The organism is Peribacillus asahii (assembly GCF_004006295.1).
Taxonomy (GTDB): Bacteria; Bacillota; Bacilli; order Bacillales; family DSM-1321; genus Peribacillus; species Peribacillus asahii_A.
This window is the reverse complement of the sequence record NZ_CP026095.1, coordinates 2,776,062-2,795,579: the sequence shown is the minus strand read 5'-3', so window position 1 is coordinate 2,795,579 and position 19,518 is coordinate 2,776,062. Positions and strand designations below refer to the sequence as shown.

The 19,518-nt window shown below is 36.6% G+C and carries 17 protein-coding genes and 2 pseudogenes; 14 read left to right on the top strand and 5 right to left on the bottom strand.

Annotated features, from left to right (window positions below; all coding sequences use genetic code 11):
* The first annotated feature begins 163 nt into the window (after nucleotides 1-163).
* Nucleotides 164-358, top strand: a complete 195-nt coding sequence (locus tag BAOM_RS13535; RefSeq protein WP_127760702.1) for a cold-shock protein — start codon at nucleotides 164-166, stop codon at nucleotides 356-358.
* Between the two features lie 42 nt (nucleotides 359-400).
* Here BAOM_RS13535 and BAOM_RS13530 read toward each other — a convergent pair whose 3' ends face one another.
* Entirely contained in the window at nucleotides 401-1,309 is a 909-nt protein-coding gene (locus BAOM_RS13530) for a YitT family protein (RefSeq protein WP_127760701.1), read from the bottom strand.
* A 240-nt stretch (nucleotides 1,310-1,549) separates the two neighbouring features.
* On the opposite strand from BAOM_RS13530, the gene BAOM_RS25110 reads away from it, so the two are divergent.
* The 6 genes and pseudogenes from BAOM_RS25110 (at nucleotide 1,550) to BAOM_RS13500 (ending at nucleotide 7,327) form a co-directional block, all read left to right on the top strand.
* Nucleotides 1,550-1,879: a hypothetical protein gene (locus tag BAOM_RS25110; RefSeq protein ID WP_257467314.1), complete on the top strand. Its 330-nt coding sequence runs from the start codon at nucleotides 1,550-1,552 to the stop codon at nucleotides 1,877-1,879.
* A gap of 419 nt (nucleotides 1,880-2,298) precedes the next feature.
* Nucleotides 2,299-3,708, top strand: a pseudogene (locus BAOM_RS13525) (PAS domain-containing sensor histidine kinase); the annotation flags it as partial.
* A gap of 310 nt (nucleotides 3,709-4,018) precedes the next feature.
* On the top strand, nucleotides 4,019-4,810 hold the full coding sequence (locus tag BAOM_RS13515; protein WP_127760699.1) for an SGNH/GDSL hydrolase family protein: 792 nt from the start codon (nucleotides 4,019-4,021) through the stop codon (nucleotides 4,808-4,810).
* Nucleotides 4,803-5,720, top strand: a complete 918-nt coding sequence (locus BAOM_RS13510; RefSeq protein WP_127760698.1) for an ABC transporter ATP-binding protein — start codon at nucleotides 4,803-4,805, stop codon at nucleotides 5,718-5,720. The genes BAOM_RS13515 and BAOM_RS13510 overlap by 8 nt, the downstream gene beginning before the upstream one ends.
* Nucleotides 5,713-6,692 (top strand): annotated as a pseudogene (locus tag BAOM_RS13505) (ABC transporter permease). Before BAOM_RS13510 ends, BAOM_RS13505 begins: the two are co-directional and overlap by 8 nt.
* A gap of 203 nt (nucleotides 6,693-6,895) precedes the next feature.
* Nucleotides 6,896-7,327, top strand: a complete 432-nt coding sequence (locus tag BAOM_RS13500) for a CBS domain-containing protein (RefSeq protein WP_127760697.1) — start codon at nucleotides 6,896-6,898, stop codon at nucleotides 7,325-7,327.
* 25 nt (nucleotides 7,328-7,352) lie between these two features.
* On the opposite strand, the gene BAOM_RS13495 is transcribed toward BAOM_RS13500, so the two are convergent.
* A complete protein-coding gene (locus BAOM_RS13495) occupies nucleotides 7,353-9,332 on the bottom strand; it encodes a S9 family peptidase (RefSeq protein ID WP_127760696.1) in 1,980 nt (659 codons plus the stop codon).
* Nucleotides 9,333-9,656: 324 nt separating this feature from the next.
* On the opposite strand from BAOM_RS13495, the gene BAOM_RS13490 reads away from it, so the two are divergent.
* A complete protein-coding gene (locus tag BAOM_RS13490) occupies nucleotides 9,657-11,330 on the top strand; it encodes an IS200/IS605 family accessory protein TnpB-related protein (RefSeq protein ID WP_127760695.1) in 1,674 nt (557 codons plus the stop codon).
* A 296-nt stretch (nucleotides 11,331-11,626) separates the two neighbouring features.
* On the opposite strand, the gene BAOM_RS13485 is transcribed toward BAOM_RS13490, so the two are convergent.
* Both BAOM_RS13485 and BAOM_RS13480 read right to left on the bottom strand, forming a co-directional pair.
* The gene (locus tag BAOM_RS13485) at nucleotides 11,627-11,953 is read right to left on the bottom strand and encodes a DUF2680 domain-containing protein (RefSeq protein WP_127760694.1); all 327 of its coding nucleotides are present in this window, start codon (nucleotides 11,951-11,953) and stop codon (nucleotides 11,627-11,629) included.
* Between the two features lie 296 nt (nucleotides 11,954-12,249).
* Complete coding sequence (locus BAOM_RS13480; RefSeq protein WP_119118657.1) at nucleotides 12,250-12,576, bottom strand: winged helix-turn-helix transcriptional regulator; 327 nt, start codon at nucleotides 12,574-12,576, stop codon at nucleotides 12,250-12,252.
* Nucleotides 12,577-12,811: 235 nt separating this feature from the next.
* Between BAOM_RS13480 and BAOM_RS13475 the strand changes: the two genes are divergently transcribed.
* The 6 genes from BAOM_RS13475 (at nucleotide 12,812) to BAOM_RS13450 (ending at nucleotide 19,005) form a co-directional block, all read left to right on the top strand.
* Nucleotides 12,812-13,888: a nitric oxide synthase oxygenase gene (locus tag BAOM_RS13475; protein ID WP_127760693.1), complete on the top strand. Its 1,077-nt coding sequence runs from the start codon at nucleotides 12,812-12,814 to the stop codon at nucleotides 13,886-13,888.
* 394 nt (nucleotides 13,889-14,282) lie between these two features.
* On the top strand, nucleotides 14,283-14,891 hold the full coding sequence (locus tag BAOM_RS13470) for a transglutaminase-like domain-containing protein (protein ID WP_127760692.1): 609 nt from the start codon (nucleotides 14,283-14,285) through the stop codon (nucleotides 14,889-14,891).
* 458 nt (nucleotides 14,892-15,349) lie between these two features.
* Nucleotides 15,350-17,143 (top strand): YhgE/Pip domain-containing protein, encoded by a 1,794-nt coding sequence (locus BAOM_RS13465; RefSeq protein WP_127760691.1) that lies wholly within the window; start codon nucleotides 15,350-15,352, stop codon nucleotides 17,141-17,143.
* Complete coding sequence (locus BAOM_RS13460) at nucleotides 17,109-17,456, top strand: ABC-2 transporter permease (RefSeq protein WP_127760690.1); 348 nt, start codon at nucleotides 17,109-17,111, stop codon at nucleotides 17,454-17,456. Before BAOM_RS13465 ends, BAOM_RS13460 begins: the two co-directional genes overlap by 35 nt.
* 263 nt (nucleotides 17,457-17,719) lie before the next feature.
* Nucleotides 17,720-18,658, top strand: coding sequence for a magnesium transporter CorA family protein (locus BAOM_RS13455; RefSeq protein ID WP_127760689.1), 939 nt, complete (start codon nucleotides 17,720-17,722; stop codon nucleotides 18,656-18,658).
* A 101-nt stretch (nucleotides 18,659-18,759) separates the two neighbouring features.
* The gene (locus tag BAOM_RS13450) at nucleotides 18,760-19,005 is read left to right on the top strand and encodes a YkuS family protein (protein WP_119118661.1); all 246 of its coding nucleotides are present in this window, start codon (nucleotides 18,760-18,762) and stop codon (nucleotides 19,003-19,005) included.
* A 46-nt stretch (nucleotides 19,006-19,051) separates the two neighbouring features.
* Here BAOM_RS13450 and BAOM_RS13445 read toward each other — a convergent pair whose 3' ends face one another.
* Nucleotides 19,052-19,492 carry an OsmC family protein gene (locus BAOM_RS13445; protein ID WP_127760688.1) on the bottom strand — a complete coding sequence of 147 codons (441 nt, stop codon included), beginning with the start codon at nucleotides 19,490-19,492 and terminating at the stop codon, nucleotides 19,052-19,054.
* Nucleotides 19,493-19,518 lie beyond the last annotated feature (26 nt).

Below are 19,518 nucleotides of genomic sequence, written 5' to 3'. Positions count from 1 at the left end.
TAGGAAATGCTTTGTTTATATACCGATTGGGGCTTTTATCCAAATAGTTGAGCTGTAATATGATATAATAGAATTAGATTTCTTGTTCATACTAACGGGTTCTCGTATCTCGTTCCACTTGAATGAAAAATAGTTTTTCAAAGAATCTAAGGAGTGAGATATATTGTATAGACGAAATAATGCAGAAGAAGTTGTCCCCGAAGAAACGAAAGTATGGGAATGTGTAGCTGATGATTGTAAAGGGTGGATTCGTGATAACTTTACAAGCAGCGATGATCAAAAGTGTCCGTTATGTGGTAGTGAAATGAAGGCCGGAACACGCATGCTGCAAGCGATTAATAATCCAAGAAACTATTAAGTGGAAAAAAGAGCAAATGCTTAAAACAGCATTTGCTCTTTTTTAATGAATATCTTTTTTCTTAAAGCGGCCGCCGCGTACTTCAGCAATATCCCCAACGGCTAGAAAGGCAGAGGAATCGTATTCTTTTACGATATCTTTTAACTTAGCTTCTTCAAGACGGTTAATGACACAGAAGATGACTTTCTTATCATCCCCAGAGTAAGCCCCTTCACCAGTTAAATATGTAACCCCGCGGCCGAGTCGATGGAGAATTGCATCGCCAATGTCATGAAAGTTGTCACTGATAATCCAAACGAATTTCGATTCATCAAGTCCTGCAATCACGACATCCATTGTTTTATAAGCGACGAAGTAAGCAAGGATAGAGTACATAGCACGATCCCAGGAAAAGACAAAACCAGCACTGCCTAAAATGAAGATGTTGAAAAACATGACGATTTCCCCAACGGAAAAGGGCAGTTTCTTACTGGCTAAAATCGCCATAATTTCTGTACCGTCGAGAGAGCCGCCATATCGAATAACAATCCCAATTCCAACACCAAGAATCATACCTCCGAAAATTGAAGCGAGCAGAATGTCTTGCGTAAAGGCAGAAACAGGATGCAATAAGCTTGTGGAGATAGAAAGAATGATAATTCCATAAAGGGTGGAAATAGCGAAGGTTTTACCAATTTGTTTATAGCCGACGAAAAAGAAAGGAAGGTTTAAAAGAAAGATAAATATCCCTAATTTCCAACCTGTCGTGTAAGATAACATAATCGAAATTCCAGTAATACCTCCATCGATTACATTATTCGGTACTAAAAAGATTTCAAGACCGATACTCATTAAGATGGCGCCTAGTGTAATAAGAAAAGCACGTTGGATAATTTGGCGCATTGTTAAGCGTTTATGTTGCGTTTTTTTTTGGACAGCTTCCGCTGCGTGATAGCTTATTATGTCTGACATATACCTGTCCCGCTCCTTTTTCTATAAATATATTTATTGTTAATTATAAACGTAGAGAGATTTGTAAATAAAGGACTTTACATCATAAATGTGAAGTTTTTTGTTGATATTCCTTATTTTGGGTCGAAGATGGGAGAAAAGAAATATTATAAAATGAAATAAAAACAAAAAAAGTTTTTAATATCGTTACTTTTTCCATTACAATATAAGAAAATAGATGTAGAAAGGTAATATGAAATAATGGACGGACTTATTGTATCACCCAATTCAGTTATTTTTATTACCGCGGTAATGTTGACTTTTATTTCGACATATACAGCGATTGAGCTATTACTTATGATGCGGACAACGAAAGGGCATATGAAGCGTTTCTTATATCTAGGCAGCAGCTTTGCGTTAGGAATCGCGATTTGGACACTTAATTTCTTTAATAGTTTAATTGGCGGTGACAATCGTATCGTTTCAATGAACGTAGCTATTAGTGTTTTAGCTTTTGTACTTGGAACGGCTTTAGCAGCAATGGGTTTCTTAAGTTTATCTAAAAAAAGCTGCTTCTTTCCCAGTTGTTAATGGCCAGCTTTTTGCTCTCTATGGCTGTATTTTCTAGTTATATTATTGGAATGTATGCCCTGCAACATTCATTTGCGTATAATGTAGTCTTACTCGGTATACCATTTGCTATTCTTTTTTGTTTATTTGTTGTGGCCCTTCTTATTTTATTTTATCCAAGCAGATTTAATCGAGGGAATACGTACTTTTTGAAGTTGGTTAGTACGTTGGTCATGACGGGGGCGATTACCCAAGGGCATTTTCTGCTGCTAAGCGCGTTCCCTATTAATCACGCAATCGGCAGTATTAATGAACTCTTGAATGAGATGCCTTTTATTATGTATTTACTCTTTTTTGTTTCGCTTCTTGTATTATCCGGTTTGATTACGTCTAGTACGATTATTAATCGTCGTTTAGCAAAAAGTGATAATTATGTAAAGGATATTCGCTTTGCGCTTGATCAATCTTCCATTGTCGCGATTACCGACCCACAAGGTATTATTACGTATGTAAATGATAAGTTTGTTGAGATTTCAAAGTACAGTGAAGAAGAGCTGCTTGGACAGAGTCATTCCATTATTAACTCGGGATATCATCCAAAAGAGTTTTTCGGGAATTTATGGAGCACGATTAAGCAAGGGCGCACATGGAGCGGGGAAATATGCAATAAAGACAAATATGGTAACTTCTATTGGGTCCATACGACGATTGTCCCTTTTATGGATCACGGAAAGCCATATCAATTTATTTCGATTCGTTCAGATATTACGCGTCGTAAACAAGCAGAACAGGATTTGAAAACATCGATTCGCGAATTACAAGATATTTATAATGCACTTAATCATTCGTCCATTGTCATGATTACGGATAAAGCAGGGAAAATCGTTCAAGTGAATGACCAATTTATCGCTATTTCTGGATATACAGCAGAGGAACTAATCGGTCGTTCACATTCAATCCTGCAATCGGATTATTATACAAAAGCATTATTAAAAGAAATCGACGAAACGGTTTGGGCAGGCAAAGTGTGGAAAGGAGAATTGCGCAATCTAGCGAAAGATGGCCGGGAGTATTGGGTAGATGCGACCATTGTTCCATATCGTTCTGAAGCAGGAAAACCGACGTACTTCCTATCTATTCTTCATGATATTACCGAACGGAAGAAATCAGAAGAGCTATTACATCAACAAGATAAATTAGCCGCCGTCGGCCAATTAGCGGCAGGCGTGGCCCATGAAATTCGTAATCCACTTACATCGATGAAGGGGTATACAGAGTTTTTACAATTGGATGAAAAAGACCCAACAAGGCTCGAGTATTTGGATATTATCTTAGATGAAATTGATCGTGTAAATCAAATTGTTGAGGAGTTTCTTGTGCTTGCGAAGCCGCAGTCTGTTAAGTTAGAAACAAAAAATATTGTTCCAATCATTCAAAATGTTTTATCCTTAATGGAATTTGATGCGAGGAAGAAAAAGGTCAATTTTTATTTTGAAAACATGTATGATTTCATTTTCGTTCGTTGTGATGAAAATCGTTTGAAGCAAGTGTTTTTAAACTTTGTGAAAAATGGAATTGAGGCCATGCCTAATGGCGGTCATATTAAAGTGACAACAGAGCTTAAAGAAGGCGAAGTACAAATTTCTTTTGAAGATACTGGTGTCGGCATTCCGCCCGATCGTTTGAAAAAGCTAGGCGAACCATTTTATACGACTAAGGAAACCGGAAATGGCTTAGGGTTAATGGTGAGCTTTAAAATCATTGAAAGTCATCAAGGGCGTATAGTCGTTGAAAGTGAAGTGAATAAAGGAACTGCTTTTAATATTTTATTACCGTTAGAAACGGCATAGGGGTTTGGTCAAATTATGATGTGTGAGTAGGGATGATAGATGAATACATTTCATTGTTGCGCAACATGTGAACACTTTCGCAGCGAGAGAGTTGATGATAAGATGCGTTATTATTGTTCAAGACTTCGTTATGAAACGCATCCAAAATATCAATTTAATTGTTGGTCTCCGACAGAAGTCGTTCAAAAATTGATGGAAAAAAGAAATCAAGAGAGATAAAGACAGAAGAAATTTTCTTTCTGTCTTTTTTTTTGTCTTTTTATAGAGATGTGTTTTAATGGAAACATTAGAATGTTTTGGAGGGATGAAGGTGAGCAGATGGAGGGTAAGAATCGTTACGGTTTTCTCGGCGCTGCTCGGTCTGTTGTGGATGGGCTGTCTTAGCTGGGCAATCGTGGATTATTATCACGGAGAAGCTTCTGGTGTTGAAGATCTATCCGCACAACCGATTGAAAAGCGTCCGGATGAGTTTACTGTTGTTGCTTTAGGAGATTCATTAACACGGGGAACAGGTGATGAAACAGGAAAAGGATATGTAGGCACTGTGACTGAAGAGCTTGAAAAGAAATTCGATCATCCTATTACGGTGCAAAATCTTGGGATTAAAGGATTAGTATCTGCTCAATTAGCAGAACAAGTACAAGAACGAGAAGTGGAACGGCAGCTTCAACGAGCAGATGCGATTTTAGTAACCATAGGGGGCAATGATTTATTTCAAAAAGGAGATACGTTGCTAAATCTAGATTCAACAACGATTTCTAAATTACAGAAAAATTATTTAGTACATTTAGATGAGATTTTATCGACAATTCGTCAGAATAACAGTTCAGCTCAACTGTTTATGCTTGGTTTATATAATCCGTTTATTGAATTGGATGAAAATGGGGAGATGAATGCCATTGTACGGCAATGGAATAATGAGACAGCTGAGGTGTTAGCGAAATATGAAGACATGGTGTTTGTGCCAACCTTTGACTTGTTCCAATTATCGGTTAATGAGTATTTATATTCGGACAGGTTTCACCCAAATAGTGCTGGATACCGCTTAATGGCTGAACGAATTGCCCCATTAATTGAATGGGAGGCAAAGGACGATGAGTAATGTGACATTAGAAGTAAACTCTGTAAAAAAGACAATTAGAAAACGAGAAATTATTAAAGATATTAGCTTCACTGTTAGAAAAGGAGAAGTTTTTGGATTTTTAGGGCCAAATGGTGCAGGTAAAACAACGACCATTCGAATGCTCGTTGGACTAATTAAACCAACAGCAGGTTCCATTCGTATTTGTGGCTATGATGTGAAAAAAGATTATAAGAAGGCCATGCAGCATTTAGGCTGTATTGTTGAAAATCCTGAACTATATCCTTTTCTGAGTGGCTGGAATAACTTACTTCATTTTGCGAGAATGCTGCCGAATGTAGGGGAAGAGCGAATGATGGAAGTGGTCAAATTAGTTGGGCTAGAGCAAAGAATTCATGATACGGTGAAAACGTATTCTCTTGGTATGCGCCAACGACTTGGAATTGCCCAAGCGATGTTAAATCGTCCAAAGTTATTAATTTTAGATGAGCCAACAAATGGTCTTGACCCAGCAGGAATTCGCGAAATGAGACAGTTTATTCGTATGCTGGCAGAAGAGGAAGGAATGAGTGTGCTCGTTTCTTCTCATTTATTAAGTGAAATTCAATTGCTCTGTGACCGCGTAGCGATTATTACGAAAGGCGAAATTGTGAAGGTAGGTACAGTTAGTGATTTATTAAGTGTACAAGAGCGGATGAATTGGCGTGTTGAGCCAATAGAACTTGGAACAGAAGTATTACGTTCATTAACAGAGGTAATGGAAACAGAAGATGGTTATATACTGACGAGTTTTGATGAAGAGGAAACACCGAAATGGAATGAAGCGCTAGTAAAGCATGGTGTGAAAATACTTGAAATGAACAGAAGACTTCCGACGTTGGAGGATTTATTTTTAGAGCTTACAGACGGAGGAGGTGCAGGTATTGATTAACTTAATTCAAAACGAAATGATGAAGCTGTTGGCAAAGAAAAGACTGCTTATTATTGGCGTAATTGTCGCTGTATTAGTCGTTCTGTTTACATACGCGCAATATAAACAAGCCGAAGAGCAAAGAGAGAAGCTTGGGACAGATGATTGGCGTACAGCTGTACAGCAGCAAATTATTGATATTCAAAATCGTTTAAGTTCTAGTCGGATGTTAGATGAGTGGAGAGAACAGCTGCAGGTAACAGTTAAACAGCAGCAATATTATCTTGATCATAATATTAATCCATCTGAACCTGGAGCGGCTACATTTACGAGAATGTTTATCGAAAATGCGAGTTCTTTATTCATTCCTTTATTGGTCATGATTGTAGCGAGTGATTTAGTCTCATCTGAAAGTAGTCAAGGAACGATTAAATTATTGTTAACAAGGCCTGTGCCGCGTTGGAAAATATTAATGAGTAAATATATTACGTTACTCTTATCGATTTCCATAATTGTGGCGATGACAGGAGTTTTAGCATATGCATTATCTGGTGTCGTTTTCGGTTATCATGGTTGGAATGCCCCGATTATTACTGGATTTACAGTGGAAGCTGGAAATATAGATACAAGCGGTGTTCGTTTAATTAGCCAATGGCAGCTATTATTGATGGATTTTGGATTAGTTTGGTATATCGCTGTTGTCGTTGGTACGCTTGCGTTTATGTTATCTGTATTGATACGCAGTACTCCTGCAGGGATGGGAATTATGCTGGCAGCTCTTATTTCGGGGGCTATTTTGAACAATATGGTATCGTCTTGGGAGTCTGCTAAATATTTTTTATGGTCAATTTACAGCTTACTAATTATTTAAGTGGAGTCGCTCCACCGATTGAAGGAATGACGCTTTTATCGTCTGTGCTTATTCTCTTTGTGTGGTGGCTGGTAGCGTTAATCGTTTCATTTATGGTATTTATTCGAAAAGATGTATATTAGACAATTTCATTCCACACTTAACGGGCAGTAAGCCCCCTCAAGTATGAGTAATTAAAGAAGATAGATGTGGGGGATAAAGGGAAAACCAACTTCTGGAAGATCCGCTTTATTCTTTATAGAGGCTGTTTTCATTTTCCACGTGTATGAGACTGTAGCATGGATAATAATAAATTTGTACCAACTACAGAAGTGGAGGAATTCTCATGCAAACAGTAAGAGATATTATGACAACGAATGTGGATTGTTGTACGACACTAGATAATATTTATGAAGCGGCACTAAAAATGAAACAGGATAATGTGGGGATGATTCCTGTTTTGGATAATGATACGTTAGTCGGTGTTATTACTGACCGTGATATTGTTATTCGCTGTGTTGCTGAAAAGAAACCAAATTCAACAAAAATTACTGATGTGATTTCCACACGTCTAGTAACAGGCACACCAGATATGTCCATTGATGATATCGAAGAGTTAATGGCAACCGAACAAATTCGTCGTGTTCCAATTATTGAGAATAATCGACTGGTTGGTATTGTTGCACTTGGGGATTTAGCTGTTCGTAAAGAATCGGATCAAAGAGCGGGCATAGCCTTAAGTTCCATTTCGGAACAGCATAATCAAATTCAGCATTAACAAAAGAAACCTCTGTTAGCGAGTGCTAACAGAGGTTTCTTATATGTTTATTAAACCAATTTTTAATTTCTTGAAGGTGCTGCAAGCGCATATTTGGTGAACCGTTACGTGTAATTTCATGTGTTTCATCGGGAAAAATAATAAGAGTAGTTTCTTTCTTTTGCCGTTTTAAAGCAATAAATAGTTGCTCGCTTTGTTCGAGCGGACAACGTAAATCTTTTTCTCCATGTAGTAGAAGCAAAGGTGTTTGTATATTAGCAGCATACTTTAATGGCGAATGATTCCATAGCTTCTCTGGTGTTTGAAAAATATCGCCCTCGAGTTGCCATTCCGTAAAATAATAGCCAATATCACTTACCCCGTAAAAGCTAAACCAGTTGGAAATGGAACGTTGGCTGACAGCTGCTTTAAAACGATCCGTATGGCCAACAATCCAGTTTGTCATGAAACCGCCGTAGCTGCCACCACTAACTCCTAGTTTATTGCGGTCTATAAAGTCGTATGTGTTAGTCACATAATCAACAGCAGATATTAAATCTTCGTAATCCATACCTCCATAATCACCACGACAAGCGTTTACAAATTGTTGACCATAACCGACACTGCCACGCGGATTAGTATATAAGATTGTATATCCTTCGTTTGCTAATGCTTGAAATTCATGCATGTAGCTGTTTCCATACATTAAATGCGGTCCACCATGAATTTCTAAAATGAGGGGATAGGTTTTTCCTTCTTCGTAACAGACAGGCTTGATAAGCCAACCGTGAAGATCCAAGCCATCCTTCGCTTTCCAGCTAATCGCTTCAGCTTCAGCTAGTGATTTGTTCTGGACAAAACTTGTATTCACAAAGGAAATTTGCTCCTGTTGCCCATTCATTAAGTTAAAATAATACAGTTCTCCAGGGTTTGTTGGAGTACTGATTGCTACAACGGCTTGATGGTGATTTGGATCAATAGAAAGTCCGTAAATATGTTGATTTTCTAAGATAGATGGATACATAGCCCCTTCAATGGAGCCATAGTATACTCCTGTGTTCCCGTCATCGCTCATTAAAAAATAAAACCCTGCGCTGTCATTCGTCCAAAGAATACCCGGGTCGACAGCCCCCATTTGAAAATCGGTAATACAAGAATTTCCTAATTCTACATCCCAGCCTTCCGTTAAGCAAGAAGTAGTTTGCTTGTTTATGTCATATAGCCAGATTTTAGCTAATGTAGCATTGAGAAATTCTCGCTTATGACCAAGAAAAGAGAGATATTCACCGTTAGGAGACCATTTGGGGTCATAAAAAAATCCAGCTCTATTTGTAATGTTGACTGATTTCTTTGTTGAAATATCCATAGTGAAAATATCAGAAATAAAATCGTATTCGCCTTGTTCTATCGTTTTACTAACGTATGTAATATGCTTTCCATCTGGAGACCATGCACTTGGAGAATAATGTTGTCGTCCTTTTGTCAAAAATTCGATTTCTTCTGTCAGCACATCAACAACAGCTAGATGTTTATACAGCCCGTTAAAATATCCTTGCCCTTCTGATTTATATTGAATGCGTTCAAATCGAAGTGCCGTTTTCTTTTCTTCATTTCTGTACTCCTCTTGGTCGCTAGCTGGACGACTAGTTGAAAATAAAAGCTTCGTTGAGCAGGGAGACCAGATGGGCGGAGATACTTCAGATTTTAAGTTTGTTATTTGCTTTGCTTCTCCTCCTGCGGAACTCATTACATATAATTGGTTACTTCCTGATTGGTTAGAGACGAAGCTCATATATTTACCGTCTGGAGACCAACGCGGGCTAGAATGTCTGTTTTGTCCAGTTGTCCATTGTTTCGTTTCTTTTGTAAGGACATTATATAAATAGAGATTAGATATGTATTTCTCGGTTTCTCGATCAATGCTCGTTTGAACATACATGACGAGATGTCCATCAGGAGAAAGTTGAGGGTCTGTTACGGATTGTAAGTGAAATAAGTCCTCAGCAGTTATACCGTGTGTGTTCATTTTTATCATCCTTTCCATTGAACTAGAATATACTATTCGTTATGTACTGTCGAATTCCTTGTTGGAATAAAGTGAAACATATTATACAGCCTGTTAAGTGAAGGATAAAAAAATCCGACCGTTGTCTGGTCGGATTTTTTATCATTTTAGCCAAGAAGACTCCCATCTTCAAGCCATAGCCATGCGATAGCGAGCGAAGGGTAAGTGGGAGATGAGTGGGCTTCTTTTTTGTTTCTTCAGTTATTTTAGATTGAAAAATTCGCTAGCAACAGGTAAAATATTCATATATATAGGAACTTATGTTCTGATTGGTGGTGAAAGCGGGTGAAAGCAACTTATTTTTCAAAACGATTATATAAAAACAAAATGAGCAAATCGTTAGTGGATGAAATTTCTCGTTTTACAGAAGTATTCAATCAAGCTAAGAGATTCGCCTTTCAAACATTAGTTCGCGAAAAAAGATGGAAACGAAAATTACACAAAGAAAGCATCCATCAAGTCGTAAAGAAAACGTTTGATGTAAGCGACTATGTTGCGAACAGTATCGTTAGAGAAGCGAACGCTCTTTTCACATCCCGAACCAAATTAACCCATTTGTATATCCGCCAAACAGAAGAAAAGATGAAAAAAATCAAGAAAAAGCTCAAAAACGAACGGAAATATCTTATGCAGTTGAAGAAAATCAAAGAGAGTTGTATCAAAGGAGACCTACGATTTCCTAAGAACCTGAAGTTTTCTTATCATTCAAGTGGGATTTTTTCACTTGAACAGAAGAAACAATCATTGATTTGGTTCAATGCGTATTTGTTTGAACATCAATATGTAGATAAAGAGCTTACCTTTCGAAAAGCCCAAATTGGACGTTTAGAACATCGCCTTTTTCGATTAGAGCAAAAGAAAGAAAAACAAAAAACATCTATTCCAAGTGTGGTGTTTGGCTCTAAGAAATTATTTAAACAACAATTCACCAAAGAAGAGTATGTTCAAGATCATGCATGTTGGAGAAAGCTCTTTTTAGCTGCACGAAATAAAGAATGTTTGATTTCTGGTCGGAAAGATGCCGGATCGGGTAATTTCGTTTTTCATTACCATACAGAAAATAATGAACTCCATATGACTGCCTTAGGTGGCCAAGTCGTAACCATTCCTGGTGTTACCTTTCCATATGGACAAGAGATGGTCAATCAAGCGACAGATAATCAAAAGAAATGTAAAAATAAAAAAGAATTCGGGAAACCGATTTCGTGGTCTATCGAAAATCACGGAGATTATTACATGATTAAAAACATTGTAGATGTTGACTTGAATCCTTGTGTTAATTTCTCTACTTCGGATGGTGTAATGGGTGTCGATTGTAATGTGGATCATTTTGCTTGGGCAGATGTTTCAAAGGACGGAAATTATCTCGATAGTGGAAAGCTATTATTTTCTATTCACAAGAAAACATCTGGACAAATCACCAAAATCATCGAAGCAGAGGCCATTGCTTTGGTCGATTTGGCTTTTCGTAAAAATAAACCCATCGTAATCGAAGATATCGATACAACTCTATCTAAAACAGGCGACATTTACGGTAACAAAAAAGCCAATCATCTAAAAAGTATATTCGCTTATCGTAAAATGTCTCAAGCCATCATTAATCGAGCCAATAAAATAGGATTAGATGTCATTCAAGTGAATCCAGCTTACACATCGATTTCAGGAAAAATGAAATACATGCGTAAATTTGGCACCTCGATTCATCAGGCGGCCGCTTACACAATTGGGCGTAGAGGGTTAAGGTATAAAGAAAAAGTACCAAAAGTGCTTACTGCCTATATTGTTCAAAAGGAAAAACATCATTGGAGTCAATGGTCTGTCTTGCATAAAAAGTTTTCTATTCATTTACATTCGTTTTACCACATTTTTAATGTAAATAAACCACATCAAGGGATAAATGTTTACTATTCTTCTCTTCAAGAGGAAGAAACCAGAAAATTGTTAAGAGTATTCACATAAAACATACACAACCCAAGAACGCATTGTACCAGTCTTTTACTTTGACCACCGGAGCAGATGGTGTCCCTTTTAGGGCGTAATGATTCTAGGAGCTGGGTGCATTGCAATGCGTTCTTCTATTCTGTGCGAATGAAAGATGGTGTACCTTTTTGTTTGCTTCCATAGGAATAAAAGAGGTCGTCTCGAAAGAGACACTTCTACCATCTCGCATAGCTAACCTATCTCGTTGAACGGATGGGGTTCTCAGGTCTAAGACTTAGGAATCCTCCACTTCAAGCTTGCTAAGTGGGGGTAGTTCAATGATGATGAGGTTTATGGTGCATATGGTGAGGTGGATATTGAAAGCCTCGTTCTTCAATCATTTCATATCGTTTCTCTAAATGTTCGATTATTTTATCAGCTTGTTCTTGCTTGAGAGCGCCATATTCTACGTATTTATTCAACAGTTCTTTTTTGTCTGTCAAAATCTTTTGATGCAGTTTGCTTAGTTCTGATTTTTGCTCTTTGGTAAAGGTGACTTCTGGTGTTTTATTCTCTGTTTGTTTCTCTTGTGAATATGCCTGGGCCATAGGAGATAGAGAAAGTAGTATGCAGGTTAATCCCGATATAAGTAGTTTTTTCATAGTGGCTGTCTCCTTTTTATAAATGGATTACGATAAACATGTTTATTATTTGTATAACTGGTTTGTTTATACAAAAATATACTTCATGTAGAGCAGTTTGTTTTTTCCTAATCAGGAGATGCTATCCATATATAACAGAGGAGAAGTGAAGAAGGTTTTTAAAATAAGGTTCTGTTAAATCAACAATACTGATTTACATAGCCTAAAATCATTTTAGAAGAAGATAGATAGGGCCCTTCTGTTATAAAAGGGCCCTACGTTTCATCTTATAATTTGGAGCTAATCCGTATCAGCTCTTACGATTCTTCTTCTACTGATTTAATCCAGTCTGATGACCATTGTTGAATTTCATTAATGACAGGTGCTAATGCAAGCCCTTTTTCTGTTAATGAATATTCAATTCGAACTGGTGTTTCAGGATAGACGTCTCTTTTTACAATGCCTTCTTGTTCTAAGTCTTTTAAACGTTCCGAGAGAATTCGACCACTAATTGGGAAGGCGGCTTCAATTCTACAAAACCGTTGAGGGCCATTCAGTAATTGGTGGACGATTAATCCTGTCCATCGTTTGCTTAAAATTTGCATCCCTTTTTCAAATCGAGGACAAATCGTTGTATTATTCATAAAATCACCCCCTCCATACTATTATAAATCATTTACGGTTTATGTAACAACTTTACATATTAAAATAAAGTTACTTCATATAGGGTGTTAATAAAAGGTTTGTTACTTATATTAAGTAAGTTTTGTGTCAAATTTCACAAAATGTATAAAGTAGCGAAGAGAATCGAGGGAAAAGATAGTACAAAATATGATACCTTATTAGAAAGAGCATATAATTTTGGAAGGAATTGAATAAATGAACCTTATATTTCAAGAGGCAGAAGCGTTCATCCGTAGCAGTTATTTAGAAATGGGGAAGACGGAGGATGAAATCAATAGCCGAATCATGGATATCCAAAAAGAAATAGAAGAAACACATACGTATCAGCATTCAGTAGAGGAGCTTGAAATAGGAGCGAAACAAGCATGGCGGAATAGTAATCGCTGCATTGGCCGATTATTTTGGGATTCGCTTCGTGTGATTGATCAGCGTCATCTTCGAGATGAGGAGCAGATTAATGAGGCGTTGCGTCATCATATCGAATTTGCTACAAATGATGGTGCCATTATTCCGACGATTACAATTTTTAAGCCGGCAGATGAACAATTCTCGATTCGCTTATGGAACCATCAATTGCTTCGCTATGCAGGCTATGAGACAGAACACGGGATTGTTGGTGACCCGGCTTCTGTTGAATTTACGAAGATCTGTCAGGAGCTCGGTTGGAAAGGGAGTTTGGGGTCTTTTGATATATTACCACAGGTTATTCAAGTGAATAGGCAACAGCCAAGATGGTTTGAAACACCTGCTTCCATTGTAAAGGAAGTACCGATTCATCACCCCGATTTTGAATGGTTTAGTGAACTAAATCTAAAGTGGTATGCCGTTCCTATTATATCAGATATGTGTTTAGAAATTGGGGGAATTAAGTATTCGGCGGCACCATTTAACGGCTGGTATATGGGAACGGAAATTGGAGCGCGAAATTTTGCGGATGAGGGTCGCTATAATATGTTACCGCGAATTGGAAAAAGGATGGGGCTCGATATTAAACGTGATGCAACACTTTGGAAAGATCGCGCGCTAGTTGAATTAAATGTGGCTGTGCTACATTCCTTTAAAGAAGCGGGCGTAAGTATAGTGGATCATCATAATGCAGCCAAGCAATTTAAACATTTTGAAGAAAAAGAAACAGCATGTGGACGGAATACAACAGGAGATTGGACATGGCTAATTCCACCTGTTTCACCTGCAACCACTCATATCTTTCATAGGCCATATCGCAATCAAAAGGTAAAGCCTAATTTCTTTTATCAAAAAAAGCCTTATTAAACAATATAACAGCGAAACATAAAAATCATTAGGTTAATATGTAATACTGAAATTAAAATAATTTAAGAAATATAAGTATCACTGCACGACAACGCATGTGTAGTTTTAAGGTGTATCAACACTTTGCTTGATACGCCTATTTTTTTATGATTTTTTCTTCATTTTATTACTACATTTAGTGGATTTATCAAGACTTTTATTGCTACATTTGAACTTTTTAACACCACTTTTATTGCCACATTGTTTTAGGTTAGGTCTGCTAAAGGATAGTGTTGATTATCTTGTGGAACTAAACCAGCTAATAGTTTAACAGTCAAACTATCAAATTCATTATTTTATATTGTATAGTAATTCATATATAAATACTTATACATGTTAGATAGGAGTGGAGATAATGAAATTGATTTGTGAGTCTGATAATTTAGATGATTATTTACTTGAATTAAATGAAGTTAATTATTCCAATCCAATAATAAAAAGGAAAGCGGATGAACTTTTCAATCTAAATCAAACAGAAATTGAAAAAGCTAAAGTAGCTTTTGAATTTGTTCGTGATGAAATTTCTCATTCTTTGGATTTCCAATCAAAACGAGTTACTTGTAATGCTTCGGAAGTATTAGATTTTAAAGAGGGGATTTGTTATGCAAAATCACACCTATTAGCGTCTTTATTGCGTTCACAATTAATACCAACAGGTTTTTGTTATCAAAGATTGATGTTGTCTGATACTCCAGAAAAAGGGTATTGTATTCACGCTTTAAATGCTATCTTCTTTAAATCACTTAATAAATGGATTAGGGTAGATGCTCGTGGAAATAAGAAGGGAATTGATGCCCAATTTTCAATTAAAGAAGAAAAATTAGCTTTTCCTATTAATGAAGAACTTGATGAAAAGGATTATCCAGTTATCTATGCAAAGCCTCATCCCAAAACAGTAGCTGTTTTAAAAAAACATACGAATGCATTGGAAATGTGTAAAAATCATTTACCGGAGAGTTTGTAGTTGTTTCACTAAACCAGCTAATAGTTTGTCAATATTTTTTCAATAAAATCTTAAAATATTTAATGCTATACCGAATTTGTGCGTACTAAATAACCTTCCAAAGTTCTCTATCTGGGAATTTCCGGTCCGTTTAGTTATAGTTCCCAATTAGACTAGATCATAGAAGCTGAGCGGTATATCGCAAAAGGAAATAATGAGTATTTGAAAAGATTATTTGAGACGTATGAGGGATAAAATTGAAATAAAACCATCAGTTGTCGTAATAAAAGGAGTGGATTTACCACTCCTCTTTCATTTTTTATAATTGTTAAACATCATGTCTTTACTCTTAATTTAAGCCTTAAACTTCATTTCTCTAATCTTTCAGTAAAAGTACTTGGCCTAGTGATTTTTTATGTATAGAAGCTGGTTGGGGCTCTAATAATACCTGTATTGAAATAGAAAACAGGTGATGAAAGATGAAAGCCATTATACGTATCTTTCAAGATGATTTACGAAGTATATATACAAATTGGGCAGTCCTTATCGTGGTATTTGGGCTGTTATTTTTACCTGGTTTGTATGCATGGATAAACATAGAAGCTTCATGGGACCCCTATAAACATACGAATACGATTCCAATTGGGGTTGTGAATAATGATAGAGGAGCTGTGTTTCAGAATAAAGAAATTAATATCGGAAAAAAAATTACTGATGCTCTCAAAGAAGATCAATCACTTGGGTGGCATTTTACGAGCGAAGCGGAAGCAAAGCAAAAAGTGAGACTAGGTGAATACTATGCCTGTATCATCATTCCAGAAAATCTGTCTGAACGGATTACAACTGTATTAACCGATGAGCCTATTAAGCCGGAAATCATATATTACGTAAATGAAAAAAGCAATGCGATTGCTCCAAAAATTACGTTCAAAGGTGCAAGCGGCATTGTAGAACAAGTGAGTAAAAGCTTTGTGAAAACATCAAGTACAATGCTCTTAACGGTATTTAATGAAATAGGAATTGAGCTTGAGCGAGAGTTACCAACCATTCAACAGGTGAAACAAATGGTGTATCGGTTAGAAGATACATTTCCGGAAATAGAACGCATTACAGAGCAGGCGTTGACAGATGTTCAGAAGGTAGAAAAAAGAATGGACCGAGCAAACGCGGCCCTTGATAACATCAAGCAAGTTACCTCAAATGGGGAAGCATTACATAAAGCGATAGAGAACTATGTATCTACGACAAACGAGACATTACAGGCTCTTGGTCCTAATCTTAAACAAAATATATCAAATCTACTGCAGCAGGAAATGACGATAGCTTCCATGATGGGAACGTTGGATATAAACAATCAAGAGGCGGTACAAACTGTATTGGATAGAGTTTCTAGCAATAGGAATGTGTTAGTTGCCATTCAACAGATGATTCAGCGTCTAAATGTTTTTGCCGGTACAAACTTATTTCAAACCGAACAGGGTGCGCTAGAAAGAGTGCTTGCTAATCAAAACAAACAGATTGAGGGGTTAAGGCAACATCATTTGTCGGTTTCAGAGCTTCAACAATTAACTGAAGCAAACGTAGGTGAATGGGAAGGATTACAAGAGAGATTTGCTTCAGAAACAAGTCCAAAGCTAGCCAAAGTGGTTGATCAAGCAAGAACAACGATGAAAGAATTTGAGGCGTTAAGTAAGCAAGGGCAAAATAAGTTAAATGAAGCACAAGCAATGCTTCAGCATACAAAACAACGTGTTGTTACTGGTAGTAAAGACCTTGCTTTTTTTCAAACTCAATTACCTGAATTAAAAAGAAAGATTTCAGAAATAGCAAGTCAAATGCGTGCATTTGACAAAAATCATGATTTACATGAAATTATTGATTTATTACGAAACGATATTAAAAAAGAAAGTGATTTTTTTGCAGAACCTGTATTGTTAACTGAACATAAACTATTTCCAATCCCTAACTATGGTTCAGCGATGTCACCGTTTTTTACAACGTTAGCTCTTTGGTTTGCAGGTCTTGTACTCGTTTCTATTTTTGGAGTCCATATTCAGGATTTAGAGGGAACGTATAAATCTTACCAAATTTATGTTGGGCGTTATCTAACTTTCTTTTGTATAGGCATTTTACAGTCAATTATTATTTCCGTTGGTAATATTGTATTCCTTCACACATATGTAGCTGAAAAACTATGGTTTTTTTTTGTTCTCAGCTTTCATTGCTACAGTGTTTGGCATGCTGATTTATACATTAGTAGCGCTCTTCAGTAATGGAGGGAAAGCTGTTTGTGTGATTTTACTTGTGTTGCAAATTTCGTCTTCAGGCGGCACGTTTCCAGTTCAAGTGACTCCGCCATTTTTTCAATTTATCAATCCGTACTTGCCTTTTACGTATGCAATTAGTTTATTACGAGAAACTGTTGGAGGAATGATTTGGAGCGTTGTGAACATGGATGTGTTGATTTTGTTTTTGTTTTTTATGATAACCTTTTTTATTGGGTTTTTCTTGAAAAATCGATTACTACAAAAAACAGCAGCATTTCGACGGAAATTAGCTCAAAGTCGTATGACAGAACATGAATAATGGAAAATAATTGATCGGTGAGTTGATTATTTTTGAGTATATGTATGAATTCATGGTTGTACTTTGAAAATATTAGCATTAAGATAGAAGAATCAACAGGGAGGAGATGATACGATGGGTGGAAGTTCTTACGATCCTGAACCCAGTAGGTATGAGAAAGCTTATCTTATTCTAAAGAATCGAGTTTGCATATTCTTCTCAGAGTATCCTCTCGAACAGACAGATAAATAGGCTTTCTCTTTAAAGAAGAGGAGGTCGAGCAGATGATAGAAATTTTCAAAACAATGGAAAACCGAGAATTAATAACTGTTGATGAAATTGTTAAAGGTTCTTGGGTGAATATGATTGCCCCAACAGAGGCTGAAATTAATGAAGTTTGTGTGAAACTACAATTGCCGATGGATTTTATGAAGGATCCCCTTGATGATGAGGAACGTCCACGGATTGAAAGGGAAGACGATCATTTACTGCTTATCGTTGACTATCCTTATATGACACATGATGAAGCGGGTTCGCGGATTTACGAAACGATTCCAATTGGGATGATTTTTACTCCCGATTGCTTTGTTACGATTTCCCTTAAAGATACTCCTATTTTAGCAAACTTTAAAAATAACAAAATTAAACAATTTTATACAAATAAAAAAACAAGGTTTGCACTGCAATTATTATTTGAGATTTCATTATATTATTTACGCTATTTAAAGCAAATTAATAAAATGACAACCGAATCAGAACGAGAGCTTCATCAATCGATGAAAAATAAGGAGTTATACACATTTTTAGCATTGGAAAAAAGTTTAGTCTATTTTACGACTTCCTTAAAATCTAATAAAGTAGTGTTAGATAAAATTCTTCGCTTCAATTATTTAAAAATGTATGAGGAAGATAAAGAATTATTAGAAGATGTAATTATTGAAACGAACCAGGCAATTGAGATGACCGAAGTATATACATCAATTTTGAATGGAATGATGGAAGCTTTTGCTTCTATTATTTCTAATAATGTAAACAATGCGATGAAGTTTTTGACCTCGGTTACAATTATTTTAACGTTGCCAACAATGGTCGCTAGCTTTTTCGGTATGAATGTTGATTTGCCATTCTCTCATAATCAGCATGCTTTCATGTTCACCTTGATGATTGCTTTAGGTTTAGCGGGAACAGTCGCTTTTATTTTTTGGAAAAAGAAATATTTTTAATCGTTTAGGCCAACTTCATTCAATTGGAGTTGGCCTTTTATTTGGATACATAGATAAAAGAAAAAATGGACAATTTAACAAAGAGGAGGTGTAACCTTATTATGTCAAAAATTGGTGTAGAGCAATCATTAACGAATGTGCAAGACGCATTGCGTGCAAAGGGTTACGACATTGTTGAACTAAAACAGGAATCAGATGCACAAAATGTAGATTGTTGTGTTGTTACGGGGTTAGACAGTAATGTGCTTGGCGAACAAACGACATCTATTAAAGGGTCAGTCATTGAAGCGAATGGTCTGACTGCGGATGAAGTTTGTCAGCAAGTAGAGCAAAAACTAAGACATTGATGTGTAAAAACAAGCCAGGTTGTAAATGATGACCTGGCTTGTTTCATTACAATAGTGTGAGCTCTAATTCGATATCTACATTTCCTTTTAGTGCTTTTGAAATCATGCAAGAAGATTCTGCTTTTATGGCTAGCTTTTTTGCCCTTTCTCTATCCCGCTCGGTTGCCGTTGAAGAAAGAGTGAGAGTCGGCCGATGGATAATTTTTTTATAAGTAAATACTCCGTTTGTTACATCAACAATACCCTCTGAATTCATATGTAAATCTGTTTTTTCAATGTTACTTCGCTCTAACATTGCAGCAAGTGTGATGATATAGCAGGTTGCCGCAGCCCCTAGCAGCATTTCATCTGGATTTGTACCAATTCCAGGTCCGTTCATCTCTGGCGGGATACTTACTCTTGTTTGTAACTGGCCGGAAGAAATAGTCCCTGAACCATTTCTTCCATCAGGCCAGTGTGCTTGTAAATGAAAATGATGTGTAGTCATTATGAATCTCCTTTAGTTTGTTGTTT